The 20,984-nt window shown below is 65.0% G+C and carries 16 protein-coding genes; 6 read left to right on the top strand and 10 right to left on the bottom strand.

Features of this window, described 5'->3' with window-relative positions; genetic code table 11:
- The first annotated feature begins 20 nt into the window (after positions 1-20).
- The gene (gene nirD / locus ABD742_RS15915; protein WP_234750827.1) at positions 21-416 is read left to right on the top strand and encodes a nitrite reductase small subunit NirD; all 396 of its coding nucleotides are present in this window, start codon (positions 21-23) and stop codon (positions 414-416) included.
- Position 417: 1 nt separating this feature from the next.
- Here nirD and ABD742_RS15910 read toward each other — a convergent pair whose 3' ends face one another.
- The 6 genes from ABD742_RS15910 to ABD742_RS15885 form a co-directional block, all read right to left on the bottom strand.
- Positions 418-2,166, bottom strand: coding sequence for a phospho-sugar mutase (locus ABD742_RS15910; RefSeq protein ID WP_234750826.1), 1,749 nt, complete (start codon positions 2,164-2,166; stop codon positions 418-420).
- Between the two features lie 153 nt (positions 2,167-2,319).
- Positions 2,320-3,993 carry a glycoside hydrolase family 32 protein gene (locus ABD742_RS15905; RefSeq protein ID WP_234750825.1) on the bottom strand — a complete coding sequence of 558 codons (1,674 nt, stop codon included), beginning with the start codon at positions 3,991-3,993 and terminating at the stop codon, positions 2,320-2,322.
- A gap of 106 nt (positions 3,994-4,099) precedes the next feature.
- A complete protein-coding gene (locus ABD742_RS15900; RefSeq protein WP_234750824.1) occupies positions 4,100-5,704 on the bottom strand; it encodes a glycoside hydrolase family 68 protein in 1,605 nt (534 codons plus the stop codon).
- 735 nt (positions 5,705-6,439) lie between these two features.
- Positions 6,440-7,174: a YcnI family copper-binding membrane protein gene (locus tag ABD742_RS15895; protein WP_234750823.1), complete on the bottom strand. Its 735-nt coding sequence runs from the start codon at positions 7,172-7,174 to the stop codon at positions 6,440-6,442.
- A gap of 117 nt (positions 7,175-7,291) precedes the next feature.
- Positions 7,292-7,897 carry a hypothetical protein gene (locus tag ABD742_RS15890; RefSeq protein ID WP_234750822.1) on the bottom strand — a complete coding sequence of 202 codons (606 nt, stop codon included), beginning with the start codon at positions 7,895-7,897 and terminating at the stop codon, positions 7,292-7,294.
- Positions 7,898-8,001: 104 nt separating this feature from the next.
- Positions 8,002-8,802 carry a purine-nucleoside phosphorylase gene (locus ABD742_RS15885; RefSeq protein WP_372460924.1) on the bottom strand — a complete coding sequence of 267 codons (801 nt, stop codon included), beginning with the start codon at positions 8,800-8,802 and terminating at the stop codon, positions 8,002-8,004.
- 145 nt (positions 8,803-8,947) lie between these two features.
- Between ABD742_RS15885 and ABD742_RS15880 the strand changes: the two genes are divergently transcribed.
- Positions 8,948-10,363 (top strand): NAD(P)H-quinone dehydrogenase, encoded by a 1,416-nt coding sequence (locus ABD742_RS15880; protein WP_234750820.1) that lies wholly within the window; start codon positions 8,948-8,950, stop codon positions 10,361-10,363.
- An 87-nt stretch (positions 10,364-10,450) separates the two neighbouring features.
- On the opposite strand, the gene ABD742_RS15875 is transcribed toward ABD742_RS15880, so the two are convergent.
- The gene (locus ABD742_RS15875; protein WP_234750819.1) at positions 10,451-10,921 is read right to left on the bottom strand and encodes a MarR family winged helix-turn-helix transcriptional regulator; all 471 of its coding nucleotides are present in this window, start codon (positions 10,919-10,921) and stop codon (positions 10,451-10,453) included.
- A gap of 75 nt (positions 10,922-10,996) precedes the next feature.
- On the opposite strand from ABD742_RS15875, the gene ABD742_RS15870 reads away from it, so the two are divergent.
- From ABD742_RS15870 to ABD742_RS15855, 4 genes are all read left to right on the top strand, one after another.
- Positions 10,997-11,878, top strand: a complete 882-nt coding sequence (locus ABD742_RS15870) for an SDR family NAD(P)-dependent oxidoreductase (RefSeq protein WP_234750818.1) — start codon at positions 10,997-10,999, stop codon at positions 11,876-11,878.
- A gap of 86 nt (positions 11,879-11,964) precedes the next feature.
- Positions 11,965-14,694 (top strand): LD-carboxypeptidase, encoded by a 2,730-nt coding sequence (locus ABD742_RS15865; protein WP_308193845.1) that lies wholly within the window; start codon positions 11,965-11,967, stop codon positions 14,692-14,694.
- A gap of 182 nt (positions 14,695-14,876) precedes the next feature.
- Positions 14,877-15,104: a nuclear transport factor 2 family protein gene (locus ABD742_RS15860; RefSeq protein ID WP_234750816.1), complete on the top strand. Its 228-nt coding sequence runs from the start codon at positions 14,877-14,879 to the stop codon at positions 15,102-15,104.
- Positions 15,105-15,178: 74 nt separating this feature from the next.
- The gene (locus tag ABD742_RS15855) at positions 15,179-15,727 is read left to right on the top strand and encodes a tyrosine-protein phosphatase (protein ID WP_234750815.1); all 549 of its coding nucleotides are present in this window, start codon (positions 15,179-15,181) and stop codon (positions 15,725-15,727) included.
- 14 nt (positions 15,728-15,741) lie between these two features.
- Here ABD742_RS15855 and ABD742_RS15850 read toward each other — a convergent pair whose 3' ends face one another.
- Genes ABD742_RS15850 through ABD742_RS15840 form a run of 3 tightly spaced genes read right to left on the bottom strand, consistent with a single transcriptional unit; the run spans position 15,742 to position 20,952 of the window.
- On the bottom strand, positions 15,742-17,304 hold the full coding sequence (locus ABD742_RS15850; RefSeq protein ID WP_234750814.1) for an FAD-dependent oxidoreductase: 1,563 nt from the start codon (positions 17,302-17,304) through the stop codon (positions 15,742-15,744).
- On the bottom strand, positions 17,301-19,544 hold the full coding sequence (locus ABD742_RS15845; protein WP_234750813.1) for a molybdopterin oxidoreductase family protein: 2,244 nt from the start codon (positions 19,542-19,544) through the stop codon (positions 17,301-17,303). Before ABD742_RS15845 ends, ABD742_RS15850 begins: the two co-directional genes overlap by 4 nt.
- A 1-nt stretch (position 19,545) precedes the next feature.
- Positions 19,546-20,952 (bottom strand): MFS transporter, encoded by a 1,407-nt coding sequence (locus ABD742_RS15840; protein ID WP_372460919.1) that lies wholly within the window; start codon positions 20,950-20,952, stop codon positions 19,546-19,548.
- Positions 20,953-20,984 lie beyond the last annotated feature (32 nt).

Raw genomic sequence — 20,984 nt, 5'->3', positions numbered from 1 at the left:
GCATAGCGAGAGGGGTTGACATGACCGTCATTCTGGAACGGGAAGAACACGTCATTCTGGAACGGGAAGAACAACTGACGAGCGCGCCGACGGCGTCCGGCTGGCACCGCGTATGCCCGTTGGACGAGCTGGAACCGGCTTGGGGCGAGGCAGCGCTGATCGACGACGTGCAGGTGGCGCTCTTCCGTGTCGACGCCGAAAATGTCTACGCCGTCGCCCAGCAGGACCCCGCAACCTTGGCCAACGTCATGGCCCGCGGCATCACCGGTTCCCGGGGATCACGCCCCACCATCGCCTCGCCGTTGCACAAGGAGGTCTACGACCTGCAGACCGGTGAGTGCTATTCAAACCCCGGGCTCCGGCTTCCGGCATTCAAGACCCGCGTGGTTGATGGCTTCATCGAAGTCGAACTCTAGGCTAGAGTCCCAGCGCTTCACGGACGTCGGCGAGTATGTGGTCCAGAGTGGTCCGCGCAGCGTGCCGGGTTTCTGCGAGTTCCGCTGCGGAACCGACCGACTTGATGACCTCCAGGTAGCACTTGAGCTTTGGCTCGGTGCCACTGGGCCGGATGATGACGCGGCTAAGGTCCCTAGTCAGATAGAGGAGGCCGTCGGTCGGCGGAAGTTGTTCGCTTCCCTCGGCCAGATCCACAAAGGTCTCGATGGCGGAACCGCCAAAAGACTCGGGCGGATCGGCCCGGAGCCGGTTCATCATGGCGTCGAGCAAACCAAGGTCCGCCACCCGGATGCTGAGCTGGTCACTCGCATGCAGGCCGTGCACGAGGTAGATCTCGTCCAAGGTGTCGAAGATCGTCTTTCCTTCGGCCTTGGCCGCCGCCGCCAGTTCGGCGATGAGCAAGGAGGCGGAAATGCCATCCTTGTCCCTGACAAGTTCGGGCGCCACGCAGTAGCCCAAGGCTTCCTCGTAGCCGTACACAAGTCCCGGCACCCGGGAAATCCACTTGAATCCCGTCAGCGTTTCCTCATGGGCGAAGCCTGCCGCCGCCGCGATGCGGGAGAGCAACCGGGACGAGACGATTGAGTTAGCAAAAACGCCCCGGCTCGTGTCGCCTTGCCGGGCGTCCGCGGCGTGCCGGGCCACGACATGTGCCCCGAGCAGGGCGCCTACTTCGTCGCCCCGCAACATCCGCCAAGCACCCGTATCGGGGTCCTTTGCCGCTACAGCCGCGCGGTCGGCGTCGGGGTCGTTGGCCAGCACAATGTCGGCACCGGAACGCACTGCGGCAGCCAAAGCCAGATCGAGCGCGCCGGGTTCTTCCGGATTGGGAAAACTGACCGTGGGGAAGTCCGGATCCGGTGCTGCCTGTTCTTCCACGAGCGAGACGTCCGTGAAGCCCGCCGCGTTGAGAACCGAGACCGCGGTTTCACCGCCCACGCCATGCATGGGGGTCAGGACGATCTTCAGCTCACGGGCCGGGAAATTTTCGACGTCGGCCAGGCCGGCCATTGCGGCCTCATACTCGCCGGTGATGGAATCGGGCAGCTCAGTCCAGCCGGATTCAGCCAGCTCAATGGAATCCAAGGGGCCGACGGCCTCGATGCTTGCGGCTATCTGCGAATCGTAAGGTGCCACGATCTGGGATCCCCGGCCGCTTTCCTCCACGGCCCGGCCTCCCAGGTACACCTTGTAACCGTTGTCCTGCGGCGGGTTGTGGCTCGCTGTGACCATGACGCCGCCGTCGCAATCAAGGGAACGGACCGTGTAAGCCAGCAGCGGGGTGGGAAGCGCCGAAGGCATCAGGAAGGTGTCGATTCCTGCGGCCGTGAAGATGGCGGCAGACTCTAGTGCGAAGACATCCGAGTTGTGCCTCGCGTCATAGCCGACGACGGCGCGCGGCCGCGTTCCGGGGGAAGCCGCCTCAACGGCGTCCTTGAGGAAGGCCGCCAAACCTGCCGCTGCCCGCCGCACCACCACGCGGTTCATCCTGTTGGGACCAGGACCGAGGGCTGCCCGGAGTCCCGCGGTACCGAACTGCAACGTTCCACTGAAGCTGTCTTCAAGCTGTTGCCGGGCTGCAGCGACGCCGCTGGAGGCGAGTCCGGTCAGTTCGGACAGGGCTGCCGCGGTGATCGGGTCCGGGTCCTGGGCAGCCCATTCGCCGGCGTCGGATATCAGCTTTTCAAATTCGGCATCGCTCGATGTCATAGGGATAAAGCTATCGTCAAAGGGAATGAATGCCGAGGTCAAGCGCTATGTCAACGGTCACAGTACAGCCACCCCACCCCAACTGACTCGCATTAGTTGTCGTTATGAGGCGTCTTAACGACAACTAATGCGAGTCAGTTGGGTTCCCGGGCGTCAGGGTTGCATCCGCGTGCTCGTGAGTACGAAGCTCCCGGTGCCTCCCGCGCTGAAGGCGGCCGCACCCGTGTTGCCCCACTGCGGGAAGAAGATGTCCGAAATGACCACCGATCCGTCTTGCGTGAACACCTCAACGGACGAGGAATCGAGGAGGATGCGAAGGCGGACCTTGCCGTCCTTCATGGGCACGGAAGCTTGGTGGTAGGGGCTGAATTTCGGCGAGAAGTTGGAGGTTCCGGCCGCCGAGCGGTCCACTTTGAGAGTCTGGGTTGCGCGGTTGTACGAGATGCGGAGGCCTGCCTTCCCGTCTGTCGAACCCCGCAGTACCAATCCGGCGTCCGCCGAGCCCGCAACGTCCATTTCGGCGTCGATCAGCTGGGTTCGGGACCCAAAGTCGCTGTCGAGGGACTCCGTGGAGTCAGTGACGGTGAGGTTTTTGCTATGTACCTCACTGGTCTTGGTGTTCGTGAGCGCATCCGCGGCAGCTTGGGCGATGGTGGAATGGAGTTCGAAGCGGCTTCCCGTAGCTGCGAGGGTGAGTTGGCGGGGGATGGCCATGGATCCGCGCCACGGGGTGCTCGGTACGGACTGCGCATAGTCCCAATTCCCCATCCAGCCGAGCAGTACCGGCTTTCCGCCGGGAGCCGCGGTGATGGTGTTGGCCGCGTAGAAGTCCGCTCCATGATCCAGCCACTGTGACTCTGTCAGCGGGTCACCTGGTTTCGCTGCGTTTTCCGCCGTGAACCGGGTGCCGTCGAAATCGCCCACGAAGTACTGCATGCCGGAGCCTCCCGCGATGCCTCCGGGGTTGATGCTCACGATCATGACCCACTTCTTCAGCCCGCTGCCGCCGTCGACGTCCATCTGGAGCAGCTCGGGAACTTCCCAGAGGCCGCCCTGGGCGCCTACCCCCGAGAAGTCGCTGAGGAAGTTCCAGTGCAGCAAGTCCGTGGACTTGAAGAGTTTCACCACTTGGGCATCGGCTACCACCGTGGTCATGACCCAGTATTTGCCGGGCTCGTACCAGGTGATCTTGGGGTCCCGGAAATTGTTCGACGCCGGCTTCAGGCTGAGCACCGGATTGCCTTTGTACTTGGTCCAGGACGCCCCATGGTCCAGGCTGTAGGCCACGGACTGGGCCTGGCTACCCTTGGGCAGAGCCCCGCCGTCGCCGTATGAGCTGGTGTAGAGGGCTACCAGCGGCGGATTTTCAGCGGTGCCCAGGCCCGAGGCGTTCTTGGTGTCAGGAACGATGGCGCCGGAAAAGATCTCCTCGCTGGCAGAGCCTTCCATGGCTACCGGCTGCTGGGTCCAGTGAACCAGATCGGTGCTGGTGGAGTGGCCCCACGACATGTCTCCCCAGAAGTTGCCGTGCGGATTGTGCTGGTAGAACGCGTGATAGGTGCCGTTTTCGTAGACAAGGCCGTTGGGATCGTTGATCCAGTTTTGCGACGCTGTCAGGTGCGCGGCAGGCCGCCACGGGTCCGATTCGGACGGAGCCGGGGCGGCTATTCCGACGGCGGTGCCGCTTGCGGAAGGCTGGTTCGCCGCGGACGGCGAGGCGTCCGGCGTCGGGGTGCAGGAGCTCGCGAACATTGCCAGGACGACGGCGACGACGGCGAGTACCGCCTTGCGGGCGGGCCGGAGCGGGCGTTGGGGAAAGTGGAGCATGGGACTTCCTGGGTTGTGGCGCGGGGCGCCCAGGGTGAACCGGGCGCCCCATGTTTGCCGGGCAGGCAGCAAATCCCCTGCCTGCCCGGCTGGAATTGTCGGTGGCCTACTTGTAGAGGCCTTCCCCTCCGACGCGGACGTTGGTGGGGAGGTAGCCGAACGGGCCGAGGCCGTTCTTGCCGAAGCTGCGGTCAACCTGCGTGACGCCACCGGCGAAGTTGATCTTTACCGTGGGGGAGAGGGACCCTCCACGGACTCCGTCGACATTGTCGATGAATGACTGCACCAAGCCGCCGGGCTGCACGTAGTGCGAGTACGCCTGGAACTGACGACCGTTCTGCTGTGCCGACTGGTTCCCGCTCGGGTTGTTCGCCGCGAGGTTCAAGTCGGTCGGCGAGCCGAGCGCGAGGCCCGAGTTGTTCACGGGCTGGAAGTCCGAACGGACGCCGTTCCCAACAAAGCCGTAGACGCCGTCGGGACCACGCATGCCATCGGCATAGGTGAACTGGTGGCTGATGGTGAACAGGTAGTACTTGTTCTGGCCGTTTTCATTCTGGATGAAGATCTGTGGGCGCTCGGTCTGGTCGTTGACGCAGTTGGCGGACAGGATCGGCGGCAGGAAGTGCCACTGGGTCAAGTCCTTGTTGTCTGCGACAGCCAGGCCGACGCTCGCGGTCTGGAACCAGGAGCCGGTGGTGGTGTTGACCGTATTGGTGTTTTCGGCGTGGGGATCACCAGGGCGGTAGCCAAGGTCAGAATCCGTGCACTTGTAAGCGCCGCGGTTTCCGGCAGTGTTGCCTTCAAAGACCATGAAGGTCTGGCCCGGGTGGGCCGGGTCTTCGAAGGTGTACGGGTCGCGGAAGGCGAAGCCGGCGTTCTGGGCCTTGTTCTGGTACAGCTTGCCGTCCGGCTCGAGCAGCTTCGTGTGCTGGAAGCCGTCGAAGGTGACGCCGTTCTTGTCGGCGTGGATGTTGCCGAGGGCCTTGGCGATGACTGCATCCGGAGCGATCCCGCCGCCGCCCGCGTTGCGCTCTGCACGGTCGTAGAACGTGGTGGCGGTGTAGAACACGTTGACGTGGTCGCCCTGCATGAGGCGCGTGGAGCCGGACCATTCGGTGTTGCCGATGGAGGTGTTGTCCAGGAACAAGTGTCCGCCGTAGTTCCACTTGTCCTTCGCGGGGTCGGCGTTGGTCTTGCGGAAGAAGTAGCCGATGCGGGCGTTCCAGTGGCGCTGGTCGAAGCCGTAACCCGCGTGCCGGTCGGCGACGAGGGAGAAGATGACGTCCCAGCCCTTGTAGCTGATCTGGTTGGCGTTCTGGTCGGTCAGGGACCAGGTGTCCCAGACCCAGACGTCGTCGTTCATGGCCGGGAAGTCCTTGGGGATCTCCGGCATGGTGACGTTGGGGCTCATGGAGTTCTGGCCGGGGGTAACGTTCGGGTTGCTTTGGGCCATGATCTGCTTGGCATCCGCCCGCGTCCACTTGGACGTGAAGTTTGCTGCGGGATCAAAGGCTTCCTGTGTGTGGACCGTCGGCAGCGGGAATCCCGGCGTGGGGGCCGGCATCGTGGTGGCCGGCTTGTCGGCAGGCAGGTTTGCCTGGGCTGCCGGTGATGCCATGAGGACCGTGGCAGCCACGCTGGCAGCGGCCGCAAAAGCGGCTGCCGCCCGCAGACGGCGGCGTGGCCTGTTGGAGTTTGAGTGAGATTTCATGCTTGCTCTTCTCGCGGAGGTTGGACTACGGGGAATGGGCGCAAGCCCTTGTCCGAACTCCGGCGTCCCCGTGTCGCCAATGGCGTCCTCAGGAACGCCATCGTCTCGGGTGGAGGGGGATTCTTAGGAAGCCCCCATCCTGCGGTCCTGGCACGTCGACTTGTCGGGACCGTTCAAAGCTTGACGCGCGCTGAATGCGGCCGCAACTCGTGTTTCGACCGGCCTGGGAGCCCATCGGTCACATGTCGGACATATGTGCGCAAGCGCTTACATTTTTACACCGCGCGCGTGCCATGGAAAGTGGCGCGGGTCAAATGTTTCTGAATAAATCTGATTTATTCAAAAAGTTCACACGCCATTAACACTGGGGCGAATTGACTTGACAGGAGTCGGAAAATTGGCGTGACGACGTTTGTCGCGTGCGGCGTGATCTGCTGGATCGGGGGCGCGTGAGCTGGCCAGCAGGCCTGGACCGTTCCTACTCTCTCCTCGGTGGCGTCGCGTCGGATTTTGCTCAATCATTCGAATGGACAAACTGCGGCACTCTGGAATCTCGCGGCTGCAGCCTGCAACGGACGGAATGATCCAGCAGAATCCGACGAGGCACCCGGCGGAACGCGCCCCCCGGGCTCGTTCTTGCGGTCCAATGTCCAGGTCTGTTATCTGGCGGGGGATGCAAAACTGCCCGCGCCGCGCCGGGGGCCGGCGCGGGCAGTTCGGGTTTTCGTGGTGACGTTATTTGGTCTTCGTGGAGCGGGTTCGCGCCAGGGCGGTGACGCCCGCGGCCAGGCCGATGAGCCCCGCTGCCAGGCCGAACCAGCCGGCCGTGGATCCTGCGTCACTGGATGTCGTCGATGCCGCAGCTGACGGAGCCGGAGTCGCGGACGGGGAGGAAATGGGAGCCGCCGATGCGGCTGCATCACTGGCGGTCGTCACGAACGAGGGAGCCGGGTGCTCGGGCTCGGGCTGTCCCTCGACGGTCTTCTCGTCCCACTTCACTACTGTGCCGTCGGTGTACGTCTGGGTCGCTGGCAGCGTCACGGTGGTGCCGGCGTCGGGCAGCACACCCACGGAGATCGAGAACGCCTGGTATTGGTCCTGCCCGATCTGGTGTGCGGCGTCCGCGGTCCACACCACCGAACTGACCGCCTTGGTCACCGTTGCCCCTGCGACCGTGACGGGTTTGGGCAGGGCGGTGGTGACCAGCTCGGCCGTCCAGCCCTCGACCGGTTTGACTGACACCGAGTTGAAGGGTGTGTCCGTGGGGAGTGAGACTTCGAGCTTGCTGGTCTTGGCCGTCGGGGACTCGTTGGGGACGTTGAAGGTCAGGTGGGTGTAGCCGCCCGCTGCGGGGTCGTCGGGATTGACGTTGACGTGTGCGGAGGCGGCTGAGACGCCGAACGCGAGCAGCCCGGCGGCCATCGTGGCGGCGCAGGCGGTTTTGAGGGTGCGGCGGTGGGAGGTCTTCATGGCAATGGTGCCCTTTCACAAAGGAAAAGCGGTCAGGGACCGGGGTGGACGTAGGTCCGGCCCGGTGAAGGCAGCGGGTTGCCGCCTGTCCCTGCCCGTAGGTGAAAGGGGAGAGTCTTAGGCGGCGGAAACCAGGGCTGGTGGACCGCGCCGGGAGGGAAGCCGAAGGCCGGGAAGGGCACGAGGACGCACGGCCGGGGCCGAGCAGGGGGCGGGGGTGCGAAGTGGCTGGACCGCTGTTGGAGCAGGCAGGTGGACCAACGGGCGCAGCCACGCCGCCAGGGCCCATAGTGCTTGTTCGCCCCGTGCGAGCACCAGCGCCGTGCCCAAGGTTGCGACTGCGTGCGCCGCGAGCATTTGCCAGTCGCTTGCCGCGGAGTGGGTCGAGGCGATGGCGCTTACGGTTTCCGGAGCTGGCCCCAAGGAAATATGTCCTGCATGCCCGGACTGAAGCTGCGCTGCGGAGGAAGTCCCGGACAGGGCGCAGAAAGCCCAGTGAAGGCAGAGCTGCCCGGCACCCAGCAGCCCCGCGACGACGGGCAGCGAAAGGCGGGTGCGCGTCAGTATGGCGACAGGGAGGATTGTCAGGGCACACAGCGCCGTCAAAATGGCCGGCGCCGGGAGGATTCCGCCACCGGCCAAGTGCCCACCCGCGGCGAAGCCAAGAATGATTGAACCGATCAGGCCCGTTCGCAAAACCCGGAAAGGCGCGGATGTCGTCATCGGCGGTCCTTTCCGGTTCGAGCGCTACGGCGGAGAATCACTCAAATTCTACTGTGCGACGAACTCCGGAATAGCCGGGGAGCCTTGGCTCCCTGGCTACTCGATCAGAGCTTGGCGATGATGTCCGCCAGGAGGCGCGAAATGCGTGCGCCCGCCGTCTGGCCCGCCTCGATGACTTCCTGGTGGCTCAGCGGTACCGGGCTGATGCCTGCGGCGAGGTTGGTCACGAGGGAGATGCCGAAGACCTCCATGCCTGCGTGCCGGGCGGCGATGGCTTCCAAAGCGGTGGACATGCCCACCAAGTCCGCGCCGATTCGCTTGGCGTATTGGACCTCAGCCGGAGTTTCGTAGTGCGGGCCTGTGAACTGGGCGTAGACGCCTTCGTCGAGCGTGGGATCCACTTCGCGGGCCAGGCCGCGGATGCGCGAGGAGTACAGGTCTGTGAGGTCCACGAAGGTGGCACCTTCAAGCGGAGAAGCCGCCGTCAGGTTGATGTGGTCACTGATCAGCACGGGAGTGCCGGGGGTCCAGGCTTCGTTCAGGCCGCCGCAGCCGTTGGTCACCACGAGGGTCTTGCATCCGGCTGCCGCGGCTGTGCGAACGCCGTGGACCACTGCGCGAACGCCTTTGCCTTCGTAGTAGTGGGTACGCGCGCCGAGAACGAGGGCCCGCTTGCCTTCCTTCGTCAGGACCGAGCGGATCGTGCCCACATGCCCCTCAACGGCAGGAGCGTGGAAGCCGGGAACTTCCGACGCCGTGAGGGTCGCCGTCGTTTCGCCTATGAGATCCGCAGCCGCGCCCCAGCCTGAGCCGAGCACGAGCGCGACGTCGTGGGATTCGACGCCGGTCTCCGCCGCGATGTAGTCGGCCGCAGCTTTGGCGGCCTCGAATGGGTCTGTTTTGATCAGCTCTGTGTTACTCACTGGTACAAACTACAGTGCCGCGCGCGCTGTTGAACAGGGCGCTGTGGGGCAAGCAAACGGCCTCTGCGGGCGTTCTCAGGTGGGGCTTAGTGGCAGGTCCGCCGGCATTAAGTGAGAATTGAACATTGTGACCATGCATCCTGACTTCAGCTCACCACGAATCGCGATCCTGGGCGGAGGTCCAGGCGGGTATGAAGCGGCCATGGTCGCGGCGCACTTGGGAGCGCGGGTAACCCTCATCGAGCGCGCCGGGCTCGGCGGCTCAGCCGTCCTCACCGACGTCGTACCTTCCAAAACCCTGATCGCGACGGCGGATCTCATGACCCGCGTCGGCGAGGCGGGGGAGCTGGGAGTCAAGTTCGCCGTCGACGGCAGCGATGTAGTGCCCCGCATGCGCGCGGACCTGGGCCACATCAATGACCGCGTCCTGCACCTCGCGCGGGAGCAGTCCGACGACATCCGGGTGGGCCTTGAGCACCTTGGCGTAGAGATCCTGATGGGCTCCGGAAAGCTCCTCGACAACCACACCATCGAGGTCATCACGGCGGACGGCGTCAAGACGATTACGGCCGACGCCATTCTTCTCGCCGTCGGCGCCCACCCCCGCGAACTCCCCACGGCCAGGCCCGACGGTGAGCGCATCCTGAACTGGGCGCAGATCTACAACCTTGAGGAACTTCCGGAAGACCTGATCGTCGTCGGTTCCGGCGTTACCGGCGCCGAATTCGCTTCTGCCTACAACGGCCTTGGCTCGAACGTCACCCTGATTTCGAGCCGCGACCAGGTTCTGCCCGGCTCGGACACCGACGCGGCCCAGGTCCTTGAAGGTGTCTTCAAGCGCCGCGGCGTGCGCGTTTTGTCGCGCTCACGCGCGGAGGCCGTCGAAAGGACCGACGCCGGCGTGAAGGTGACGCTCGGCGACGGCAGCACCGTGTCGGGCAGCCACTGCCTCGTCTGTGTTGGCTCCATCCCCAACACGGCCGGAATCGGGCTGGAAGAGGCGGGCGTGGCTGTCACGGAGTCCGGTCACATCAAGGTCGACGGCGTCTCCCGCACCACCGCGCCGAACATCTACGCCGCAGGCGACTGCACAGGGATCCTGGCCCTCGCCTCGGTCGCTGCCATGCAGGGCCGCATTGCGGTTGCGCACTTCCTGGGCGATGCCGTCATGCCGATCAAGCTCCGGCAAGTGGCCTCCAACATCTTCACTTCACCTGAGATCGCCTCTGTGGGCGTCTCCGAGGCAGACCTCGAATCGGGCAAGTACCAGGGCGACGTGGTCATGCTCTCCCTGCTGAGCAACGCCCGCGCCAAGATGCGCAACTCGAAGGACGGCTTCGTCAAGATCATCGCGCGCAAGGGTTCGGGCACTGTGATCGGCGGCGTCGTCGTGGGGCCGAACGCTTCTGAGCTGATCTTCCCGATCGCCGTTGCGGTGAAGCAGAAACTGCACGTCGACGACGTCGCGAGCACCTTTACGGTGTACCCCTCGCTGACCGGGTCCATCTCGGAGGCGGCGCGACGGCTGCACGTGCATATGTAAGCCTTTCTGAGGTGAAAAGGGTTCGACGGTGAGTTGCCGTTGGACCCTTTCGCTGTCTTCGGCCCCACCATCTCGCCTGCGGTCCGCTTATCCCTGAGGGGAGTTGAAAGCGTGAAGCAGGGCGGTGAATGTGTGGAGGTCATCAGTGGACCAGTGCGCGGTGCGTTCGAAGAATGTCGTTCCGCGAACGTCGAGCGCTTTGCGCACTTGTGCTTCCCCTGCGGGCGTTAGTGCGATGATCACCGCTCTCTTGTCGTCGGGGTCCGGCGTGCTCTCGAGCAATTTGAGGTCCTTCATGCGTCCGATGAGGCTGCTGGTGGAGCTCCTGTCCATCGCGACGGCTTCGGCAAGTGTGCTGGGCTTCGCGGGGCCGTAGGCGTAAAGCCAACGTGCTAGGTGAAACGCGGCAGGCTGCAGCGCCGGGTGGAATGCGGCCGCGCTCCGCTCGGTGAGCGCCCGGGAAGCGCTGAGGAGCGCGTTGAGCTCGACGCCGAGTGCCAGCTCGAGGTCTCGACGTGATGCATCGTCCGACATGCGATCAGCGAATTTAGTAGACATTTACCCATCAACTTCTTATGATTTGGAAATACCCACTATATCTGAGTGGGGCAAGCCTGCCCTCGAGGAGTGTCCATGTCCGTACCCGGGTCGCCGTCTGAAGCACCGACAATCGTCATCACCGGAGCAACAAGCGGCCTCGGACGCCTCGCGGCGATCGAGCTCGCTAAACAGGGCGCGCGCCTCGGGCTCACTGGCAGAAGTCCTGAGCGCGCAGCCGCAACCGCAGCATGCATCGAAATGGCCGCGCCTGGGACAGAAGTCGAGATCTTCATAGCCGACTTCGCTCGGACTGCGGACGTTCGCCGCGTCGGCCGCGAAATCGCCGCCCACTACGCGCGGATCGACGTGTTGATCAACAACGCCGGCCTCCACGCCTTCGAACAGAGAATCACCCCGGACGGCTATCCCGAAATGGTCGCCGTCAACTACTTCGCCCCGTGGATCCTCACGCAGGAACTCCTCGCCACCTTGAAGGCGACTCCCGGCGCACGCATCGTCAACGTCGCGTCCGAGGCTTCCCGGCGGCACGGAACACTCACCCTCCCGTCGGACCTGACGGACACGGCTCCTTTCACCGCGCGGGGGTCGTCTCGGCTCTATGGCAAGAGCAAGCTCCTCGACATCATGTTCACCCTCGAACTCGCTCGCCGCCTCGACGGGACTGGGTTGACCGCCAACTGCCTGGACCCGGGTTTCAATGTCACCGGACTCGGCCGTGAACTCGGTTTCGCCGCCAGACTCGAGAAGATCCTCTCCGCGCTCCACATCGGCGACCCGGCCCGTGGCGCCGGCCTCATCGTGAAACTAGCCACAGACCCCGTTTTTCCCGGGCAGTCCGGTGGCTACTACACCGTCAAGAACACCCGCCGACTCACCCCTGTCCATCCCGGGGGTGACTCAGCGATGCAGGCGCGCCTTTGGGCAGGCACTGAAGAACTTCTCAGCGGCTCATAAATCAACCGTTGTGGAGCGGGACCGGCTCGTTGGGACTCCGAATGAGCAGAAGCCCCGTGTCATAGCGGCACGACAACACGAGCCACATCGAGAGGCGATTCGCGGAGATGGGTCTGCGGCTTTCCTTCGGGGAGCACGTCGACGAAATGGATGGACTTCTTTCGTCGTCGGTGCAGTCACGCGTCGATGATCTTCATGCGGCCTTCTCGGATCCGGAAATAGCGGGAATCCTGACCGTGATAGGTGGATTCAGCAGCAACGAATTGCTTCCGTATCTCGACTGGGAGCTCATCGCGGCGAACCCGAAGATACTGTGTGGCTACTCGAACATCACGGCTCTTCAAAACGCGATCCATGCCCGAACCGGACTGGCGACCTATTCCGGGCCGCACTGGTCCACGTTCGGCATGCGGGACCACTTCGAGGAGACCCAGGCCTGGTTCCTGGACGCGCTGTTTGCCGAAGCTCCCATGGAACTGCGTCCGGCATCGGCTTGGACCGACGACGCGTGGTTCCGAGACCAAGACGCTCGGACGCCGATTCCGAGCGATGGTTGGTGGCCGTTGCAAGACGGTACGGCGAGCGGGCGGATCGTGGGCGGAAATCCCTGCACCCTGAATCTTCTGCAGGGAACGGCCAACATGCCCTCTTTGGAAGGGGCACTCCTCTTCTTGGAGGACGACTTCGAAAGCCACCCAGCCACATTTGCGCGGGACCTGGCGTCGCTGCTGCAGATGCCAGGGGCAGGGGGCATTCGGGGTCTCGTGATAGGCCGCTTTCAGCAGGCAAGCCGAATGAGCCGGGATCTGCTGGCGTTGATCGTGGCCAAACAACCTGCTCTGGCAGGCTTGCCCGTTCTCGCCAATGCCGATTTTGGCCACACCTCGCCAATGCTCACTTTCGCGATCGGTGGCGAGGCCGAAGTCTCGGTCGGTGAATTGAGTGCTTTGAGGATTACGCGCCACGGACGCGGGTGGGCGGGCTATTTTGTCGGTGCCTGCTGGCAGAGTATTGCCATGGAAGCCATCGGACATCTCACCAGCCGCCAGGGCGCCGCGCCCGGTGGCCGGTTTGTGGTGTCCCCTGGGGTGCGGGCGCTGCGGAGGGTGCCCACGGTTGGTCAAGCGCCGGTGCCGCGGCGGCTCGCTCTGCTGGATCCGGGTGAGGATCGCGGCGGCGATCGCGGCGGTCCGCAGCGGGTTCTGGAGGGGGCTCTTGCGGCGTTGCAGTCGCTGGCGCGGACGGCGGTCGACGACGTCGGGCCTCTGGGGTTGCAGGACTCCGCCGCGTTTGCCTTCGGTGTGGAGGAACTCTCCCGCACCCTGGACTATTTGCAGGTCGTCGCCGCGGGGCAGTTGCACAAGGTGCGCCAGCAGGAGCCGGCCGGCGGGACCGGCTGGACGAGCGGCTGGGGAGCCGAAGCCCGGGCGGACGGCTCCATCAATGGTGCCGGCACCCCCGGAACGGAAGTGGAGGCAGCCGGCCCCTGTGCCGGCGTCGAGAGCGGCGGTCTCGCTGCGGAGGACGTCCGGGCCGGGTTCCGGGAGTTCAGGAACACCGGTGAGCACCTGCGCTCGCTGCTGCGGATCAGCGCGGCCGAGGCGCGCCGCCGCCTTGCCCTGGCGGAGGACCTGCTGCCCGGCCGCTCCCTCACAGGGCAAGGGATCCAGCCGCGGTACGGGGAAGTGGCCGCGGCGTTGGCTTGCGGGAGCATCGCGTCCCGTCCGGCCACCACGATCACCATGGCGCTGGAACGCGTCCGGCCCCTGTGCAGCCCCGAGGCGGCCGCGGACATGGAACACGCGCTGACGATGACAGCGGTCGAGAACGATGCCGATTTCCTGGCCAGGATCGCCCGCCGCTGGACCGAAGCCATCGACCAGGACGGTGCCGAGCCCGCCGAGGAAGCCCTGCGCCACCTCCAAGGCGCCTTCCTCCGCAAACCCAAACACGGGCTGCAGCATGTGGAAATCTTCGCCACCCAGGACCAATACGAGCACCTGCTCACCGTGATGAACACCGCCGCCAATCCCCGGACCCGCGCGTCCCGGGAGCCAGGACCCGGGGACGAGCAGGCGGACGCGGGCGGCGGGAGCGAGTCGTCAAACGCTCCGGCAGACGGCCGGCCGGGTGATTCAAGCGACGATGATGCCGCGTCCCTGGACCGCCGCACGAGGGCGCAGAAACTCCTGGACGGGTTGCTGGGCGCCTGCAAGATTGCCCTCGCCACCGGGGCGCTGCCCGCGGCCGGAGGCCAGCGCCCCCAGATCATGGCCACCATCGACCACCGCGACCTGCTGACACCACTGAAGGAAGCCGGGCAGCTCACGTTCCTCGGGCAATCCGGACAACCGGGGCGCTCCGGCGGGCCGCAACAGGGCACAGGGAGTTTTACGTTCAGCGGTCCGGTCCCGGCGGCCACGTTGCGGAAGATCGCCTGCGATGCGGACATCATTCCCGTCGTCCTGGGCGGGGAAGGCCAGGTGCTGGACATCGGCCGGGCCTCCCGGATCTTCCCTCCCCACATCCGTAAGGCCATCACCGCCCGGGACAAAGGCTGCGCTTTCCCCTCATGCACGATGCCGGCCCCGTGGTGCGAAGCCCACCACATCACGTACTGGTCCAGGGGTGGACCAAGCAGCGTCGAGAACGGCACGCTCCTCTGTAGCCACCACCACCACCTCATCCACAAGGAAGAGTGGCACATTCAGGTCCAGGCAGGCGTGCCCTGGTTCATCCCGCCACCCCACATCGACCCACGGCAACAACCACGCAAAAACCGCTACTTCCACGTGTTACCTAGTGCTTCGGTGTGACCTGCCTGTGCGAGAGTACGTCGATGAACTCACAGCTGTAAGGCGCGGGTATGAGGCGGCCAACAACACGCACGACATCGAGCGGGTTCTTCCGTACATAGACAGGGACGCTACCTACTGGTTCTCAGACGGATCTCACGAGGGGCGGGATGAGGTCTGGGCAGCCATCGAGGCGACCTTCCTTGGCAATTCGGGACGAGCGATACGTCGTCGACGAATTGACGTGGGTGCTGGTGCAGGAGGAAGCCGCCGTGTGCCGCTACCGATTCTCCTGGACGGGAATTATCGACGGGCAGCAACACGTCGGAAGAGGACGCGGCACCAACGTCTTCATGCGCACACACGAAGGCTGGCAGATTGTCCACGAACAACTGACAGCCGATTCAACTCGGTCTATGCCGGACAGCTGACCGAGCCTTTCCCAGTCCGCACGACAACCCAAGTAGCTGCTCTGCCCTTGGGCGCTCTCTGGTTTACTAGGGCCATGGGGGGTCCGAGAGGAAAGGAAGATCGCACACTCAAAGTTGACGGCTTGGTCAATGGACGCGACCTCGGCGGTCTACGGCGCGTAGATGGGACGGTCACTCCAAGGGGCGTGTTCTTCCGGAGCGAGAACGTCGATTGGATCACTGGCAACGGATGGCAGCAGATACATGATGCCGGGATCCGCACCGTGGTCGACCTTCGTCAGCAAGGCGAGCGCAACACAGACGTGCGGGAACGGCCTGGCTGGCTCACCACCATCCACGTTGACCTTGACGGTTTGGAAAACAAAGAGTTCTGGGCCGACTACTGGGACAACGGGCTGGTCGGTACAGCTCTCTACTTCAAACGAAACAACGCCGAACCAAGGCTTGAGGAACTGTGCCGGCAACACGGTACAACAACCGAAGGCGCGTTCCGGGATACCTTGGCGAAATTCGATCTCAAAGGCTTGCTCGACGCCGCAGCGCTCACCGACGAGGACCGGGAGGGCGTGTTCACTTGGCGCGGCGCGACCACCACACCCCCAAACCGGGAAGGGATAGCCTGAGCCCCCCAAACCACTTACGCCGCAACCCCTTGGAAATGCCGTTCAATTATCCCCTTGATGTCCCCGTGGCACCCCCCACACCCCGTTCCCGCGCGGGTCGCTTTGGACACCTCCGGCACGGAAGAGCAGCCATCCAGCACGGCTTGCTCGATGCTCGCACCGCTGACACCCGCGCAGCGGCACACCGTGCGCTGCGGATCATCATTCGAAGCAGAAGAATCGAGCTGGTCCGGGCCGTCCAGGCGCAGCAGGAGTGAACGGTCTGCGGGCAGCTCGGAGCCGCGTTCGAACAGCATCACGAGCTCCGCGGCCGTGCGTGGCATGCCTACGGTGACGAGTCCCTCGAGCGCGCCGCCCCGCGTCGTCATTTTGACGTAGCGGCCGTGTTCGGGATCGGCCCACTGAGCAACCTGGCGCCGGGGCGTCCCCTCGGAGACACCGACGGACAAACTCTCGTCATCCCAGGGCTCGGCGCTGTTGTCGCCAGCGACCGCGAGGTTCATGCCTCGCGCCTTCAACACCACGACGCCGGGCTTCTCCTGCGGCAGGGGCGCCAAGCTGTCGGCAGCCTCCTGGCCGCCCTCGGCAAGGAGGATCAGGTACTCGGCAAGCCACTCGGCCTGGCGCCAGCCCGGACCCACCAGCCCGGACGGGCCCAGTGCGGTGCGGCATTCGGCGCACTCGGCATCGGCGCAGCGGACTTCGGCGCAGTCGCCGATCGCGAACATGTGCGGCTCGTGATAGGTCCGCAGGTAGTGATCCACGAGGATGCCGATGGCTGCAGGCAGCCCGCACCCCTCGGCCAGTTCGATCCGTGGGCGAACGCCGCAGGAAAGGACAAGAAGGTCGCCTTCGATCCGTGACCCGTCGTTGAGCACAAGGGCGGAAAACATGCCATCCGGACCGTTGTGTTCCACAGCCGTGGAGCGGGCGTTGCCCACCATGGTGATCCCGCTGTTGCGCAAGCTGGCCGCGAGAACGGCTCCACCGCCGCGGTCGATATTGCGGCCCAGTGGGAAGGAACCGTTGTGCACCACCGTGGTCAGGGCGCCTTCTTCTGCCGCGGCCAGGGCCGTTTCGAGGCCAAGCACGCCGCCACCGAGGACGATCACGCGCTTGCCGGCAGTCACGGCGTCGCGCAATTGCCCTGCGTCGCGGAGGTCGCGGAGGGCCGTCACCCCTAAAGGGAGCACAGGGTGCGACGGATCGGGGTTGATACCCGTGAGGTTCGGAATGACGGGCCTCGAGCCGGTGGCGAACACCAGGCGGTCGTAGCCAGGCGCGGTTCCGTCCGAAAGGACAACCTGCTGGCGTGCACGGTCGATGCGTTTGACGGTGACGCCCAGCCGGACCTCGACGCCGTCGGCCGCCAAGTCGCTAGCGTCCACCATCGCGAGTGCCTCCGCGGTGGTCCGCCCCACGCCGAGTTCCGCCACCATGACGCGGTTGTACGCGGCTTCGGCTTCCTGTCCGACGACCAGCAGCTGGACCAGGCTGCTGCGCACGGCGGGCAAAAGCTCGTCCACCAGCCGGGCCGCGACCGGTCCGAACCCGACCACCACAATGCGCTCGCTCACGATGCCTCCTTGACTTGCATTGACAAGCCGGCTGCGGCTGGTACAGCTGTGGAGAGCACAGCCAACTGGGCAGCCAACGCCGATTCGACATTTGCTAGTGCCGCCTTCCGGACCCAGACCGTGCTGGTCTTGAACTCCGGCATTCCGGAGATAGGATCCGTGACCGCCTCAGTGAGACGGTTGGCGCTGCCCAGTCCTGGGAAATGGAAAGGCAGGAAGACGGTGTCCGTCCGGATACTGTTGCTGAGCTCCACTTTGCACAGGACCTCACCGCGCTCGTTGGAGACCCGGACAAAGTCGCCGCTGGAGATGTCCCTGACGGCCGCCGTCGCGGGGTGGATCTGCAGGAGCGCCTCCGGCTGCGCGGCCGCGAGTTCGGCCACGCGGCGGGTCTGGGCGCCCGATTGGTAATGTTCCAGCAATCGCCCGGTGACGAGCGTCAGCGGATCGGGATCAGAGCCGACGACGGCGGAGCGCCGGGACCGCTTCTGCGGTGCCACCGGGACCATCACCGCGCGTCCACCGGCGTGCGCGAAGCTATCGAGGAAGAGTCGCGGGGTTCCCATACTGCCGGTGGGATAGGGCCAGTACGCGGCTTCTCCGCGATCCAGCATGGCGTAGTCGATTCCGGAGTAGTCGGCCAAGCCGCCTGCCGAGGCGAGCCGAAGCTCCTCGAAGACCGTCTCGGGATCGTCGCTGAACGTGGACGGCGCGTCGAGCGATTCGGCGAGCCGGGCCATGAGCCACAATTCGCTGCGGACGCCCGGGGGAGGGGTAACCGCCTTTCGACGGCGGAGCACGCGGCCCTCGAGGTTGGTCAGGGTGCCCTCTTCCTCGGCCCATTGGGTGACCGGGAGGACGAGGTCGGCTTCAAGCGCGGTCTCGGACATGAAGAAATCGCAGACAACGAGGAAGTCCAGGCTGCGCAGGCCCTCGATCACCGGACCGGCGTCGGGGGCTGACACCGCCACGTTGGCGCCGTGAACGAAAAGGCAACGGACGCCGTCGGGCTGTCCCAAGGACTTCAACAGTTCCACGGCCGGCAACCCGGGGCCGGGGATGAGTGATTCGTCCACGCCCCACACTTTGGCGACGTGGGCGCGGGCGGCGGGATCGGTGATCTTGCGGTAGCCGGGGAGCTGGTCGGCCTTTTGGCCGTGCTCGCGGCCACCCTGGCCGTTGCCTTGGCCCGTCAGTGTGCCGTAGCCGCTGCGGGCGGAACCCGGCAGGCCCAAGAGGAGGCTGAGGTTGATCGCGGCTGTGGCGGTATCCGTACCGTCGACGTGCTGCTCGACTCCGCGGCCGGTCAGGATGTAGCTGCCGCCGCGCCGGGCGCCGTCGGCGAGGCGGCGGGCGGTGTCCCGGATGAGCGTGGCGGGCACGCCGGTGATCGACTGGACGCGCTCCGGCCAGAAGGCGGCGAGGCTACGAACGATTGCAGGGTACCCGGTGGTGCGGTCCTGGAGGTATTCGGTGTCGGCGAGGCCTTCGTGGACCACTACGTGGGAGATACCCAACAGCAGGGCGAGGTCCGTTCCCGGGGTCGGCTGCAAGTGGATGCCGCCGCCGTCGCCCGTGAATGCGGCCGTCGCGGAACGGCGGGGATCGGCCACGATCAACCCGCCGGAATCGCGCGCGCCCTGCAGGTGCTGGACGAACGGCGGCATGGTCTCGGCAACATTGGAGCCGAGAAGGAAAATAACGTTTGCCGAATCAAGGTCCTCCACGCGGAACGGGAGGCCGCGGTCCACACCGAACGCGCGGTTACCGGCTGCGGCAGCGGAGGACATGCAGAAACGTCCGTTGTAGTCGATGCGAGAGGTTCCCAAGGCCAGGCGGGCGAACTTGCCCAACTGGTAGGCCTTCTCATTGGTGAGTCCGCCGCCGCCGAACACGCCGACGGCGTCGGGCCCGTATTGCTCGCGGGTCTGCTTGACGGCTCCGGTGATCAGCGTGAGTGCCTGGTCCCACGTGACCGGCCGGTGGACGCCGTCGGGCCCTTTGAGCATGGGTTCCGTGACGCGTCCGGTGTGGTTCAACAACGACGGCGATGTCCAGCCCTTGCGGCACAGCCCGCCCCGGTTGGTGGGGAAGTCGCGGCCGGATACTTCCAGTGGCGGAAGTGCCTTTGCCGCGGGAACGGGGTCTGACCCCGACTGCGCCGAGGGCGCAGCCGGGGTCAGGGTCATGGCGCACTGCAGCGCACAATACGGGCAGTGGGTGTTGGCGCCATTGGGCATATTAGATGTGTCCCATCGCGTTACGGTTGGCCTTCCGGAGGTAGCAGACCCAGCAGACGATGAGCATCAGCACGTACGCGCCGACGAAGCCATAGAACGCGGGGGTGTAGGAGCCGGAAGCGCTGGATGCGTTGAGCACCTGGGGGATGACGAATCCGCCGTAGGCGCCGATCGCCGAGATCAGGCCGAGGGAGGAAGACGCGAGGCGTGCCGTGCTGGCGGCGCTGGCCCCCGAGCGTGCGGCCCGGCTGGACGTGGCGAAGATGACCGGAATCATGCGGTAGGTGGCGCCGTTTCCAAAGCCGCTTGCCGTGAAGAGGAAGAGGAACAGGACCAGGAAGAGCCAGAAGTTCTTGAGCGGAAGGGTCCAGATCATGGTCAAGGTGATGATGGCCATCGCTGCGAACGCCGTGACGGTCATCCGGGCTCCGCCCATGCGGTCAGCCATGCGTCCACCGTAAGGGCGGGCGAGGGAGCCGACCAGCGGGCCAAGGAAGGCGAGCGAGAGGACAACCGCACCAAGGTGCATGGAGGAGAAGGCCGGGAAGTAGTCCTTGATGAGCTTGGGGAAGACTCCCGAGAAGCCGATGAACGAGCCGAAGGTGCCGATGTACAGGAAGGCCATGACCCACAGGTGCGGTTCCTTGAGTGCGGCGATCGAGCCTGCGACATCACCCTTGGCGCTCGTGAGGTTGTTCATGTACTTCCACGCGCCGAACGCGGCGACAAGGATGAGGGGAATCCAGATGAGGCCCGCCATGGGCAGGTTGACGGTGCCGGCGGCCAGGAGGGTGACGGCGATCGGGACGACGAGCTGCGCGACGGCTGCACCGAGGTTTCCGCCCGCGGCGTTCAGGCCCAGCGCCCAGCCCTTTTCACGGGCAGGGTAGAAGAAGGTGATGTTCGCCATCGAGCTCGCGAAGTTGCCTCCGCCGAAGCCCGCAAGGCCAGCTACCAGGAGCATCACGCCGAACGGAGTGCCCGGGTTTGAGACACACAGGGCGAGACCGGCCGTCGGGATCAGCAGCAGGAGGGCCGAGACGATGGTCCAGTTGCGGCCACCGAACCTCGGAACCATGAAGGTGTAGGGGATGCGGAGCGTGGCACCGACCAGGCTGGGGATCGAGATGAGCCAGAAGATCTGGTTGGTGTCGAACTTGAAGCCTGCGGCCGGGAGCTGGACGACGACGATCGACCAGAGCTGCCAGACGACGAAGCCGAGGAATTCGGCAAAGATGGACCAGTACAGGTTGCGCTTGGCGATGGAACGGCCAGCAGCTTCCCACTGATCCTTGTTCTCTGCATCCCAGTTGGCAATCCAGCGGCCAGGGCGGTGTTCAAGCTCGGGGACGAGGGCGGTGGGCGCCTGCTCGTTGGTGAGGATTTCGGTGCTTCGGTCAACTGTCACGGAGTGCCTCCTTTGTGGGGACGTTGTACTTC

The sequence above is a fragment of the Arthrobacter ramosus genome, assembly GCF_039535095.1.
GTDB classification, from domain to species: domain Bacteria; phylum Actinomycetota; class Actinomycetes; order Actinomycetales; family Micrococcaceae; genus Arthrobacter; species Arthrobacter ramosus.
This window is presented reverse-complemented; position numbering and strand designations above follow the sequence as displayed.